Raw genomic sequence first — 1,225 nt, forward strand, 5'->3', positions numbered from 1 at the left:
TGCTGACCCTGCTCCACCTCGGAGTGAAGAACATCAAGCTGGGACCGACCCTGCCGGCCTTCATCACCCCGAACGTGCTGAACTTCCTGGTCGAGAACTTCAACATCGGCCCGATCGGCACCGCCGAGGGCGACCTCAAGCAGATCCTCGGGTAAGGCGAAGGCCTCGACCACAGAGGACACAGAGCATCCCAACCAGAGGTTCACAGAGGAAAAGCAAAAACGGTAGCTACAAAACGGCGGCCCCAAGGATGACTTGGGGCCGCTTTCTTTTCTTCATCGGGTCATAGCGACCCACCTACCATGCCGGTCCTGGATCGTCTCCCATCCCCCCCTAATCTTCCAACCGTGCCGACAGCGTTATCTCGGCCCTCAGCACCCGCGATACCGGGCAGTTCGCCTTGGCATCCTGGGCAACCGCCTCGAATTGTTCGGCTGAGATGTTCGGGACCCGGGCGGCGGTGTCGAGGTGTATCGCCGTGATCCTCCAGCTCCCCTCCGCGTTTTCCAGGTCCAGCGAAGCCGAGGTCCTGATCCGGTTGGGCTCGAATCCGGCCTTACCGAGGCTGGCAGAGAGCGCCATCGAGAAGCACCCGGCGTGTGCGGCCGCTATCAATTCTTCCGGATTGGTCCCCTGCTCTTCGGCAAAGCGTGTTCCGAACGAGAAGCTGCTGTCGGCAAGGACGCCGCTTGCTGTGGAAACCGAACCTTTACCTTCCTTTAGTGAACCGTTCCATACTGCTGAAGCTGTCCTTTTCATGTCCTATCTCCTCTTACGGTTGTACCGTCTACCCCATTGTATGACATCTCCCCCTTTCCTGCCAATCCAGCGCTGCCGCCACCATGCCTTCGTCCGGCGCTCCTTCCCGCTCCTCTCCCAATATTCGACGCCTTAAAAAAAAAGGCCGCACCCTTTGGAGGATGCGGCCCGCACGTGCTGCCGGATGGTTTGTACCCCGCGGCTTAGAACATCACCCTGGAGATGGAGTAGGCGACAAGGGTCGAGACGCCGACCCCGATGAAGCCGGGGATCATGAAGCTGTGGTTGAGGAGGTACTTGCCGATCCTGGTGGTCCCGGAGCGGTCCATGTTGATGGCGGCGAGATCGCTCGGATAGAAGGCGAAGAAGAAGTAGGCGTAGCTGGTGGGGATCAGCCCGAGCAGCAGCGGCGTCGGCAGCCCGAGGGCCAGGCCGAAGGGGAGCATGATGATCAGGGTCGCGGCCT

2 protein-coding genes and 1 pseudogene are annotated in these 1,225 nt (G+C 60.5%); 1 reads left to right on the forward strand and 2 read right to left on the reverse strand.

Annotation, left to right across the window (positions count from 1 at the left end):
- Positions 1-8: 8 nt before the first annotated feature.
- Positions 9-155 (forward strand): hypothetical protein, encoded by a 147-nt coding sequence (locus AC11W3_RS09010; RefSeq protein WP_484092879.1) that lies wholly within the window; start codon positions 9-11, stop codon positions 153-155.
- A gap of 178 nt (positions 156-333) precedes the next feature.
- Here AC11W3_RS09010 and AC11W3_RS09015 read toward each other — a convergent pair whose 3' ends face one another.
- Both AC11W3_RS09015 and AC11W3_RS09020 read right to left on the reverse strand, forming a co-directional pair.
- Entirely contained in the window at positions 334-759 is a 426-nt protein-coding gene (locus tag AC11W3_RS09015; protein WP_484090977.1) for an OsmC family protein, read from the reverse strand.
- 203 nt (positions 760-962) lie between these two features.
- Positions 963-1,225, reverse strand: a pseudogene (locus AC11W3_RS09020) (anaerobic C4-dicarboxylate transporter); the annotation flags it as partial.

The organism is Geomonas sp. (assembly GCF_056994735.1).

Excerpts from the sequence above, each read along its gene's own strand:
- AC11W3_RS09015 (WP_484090977.1), bottom strand. The coding sequence starts at position 759 with ATGAAAAGGACAGCTTCAGCAGTATGGAACGGTTCACTAAAGGAAGGT.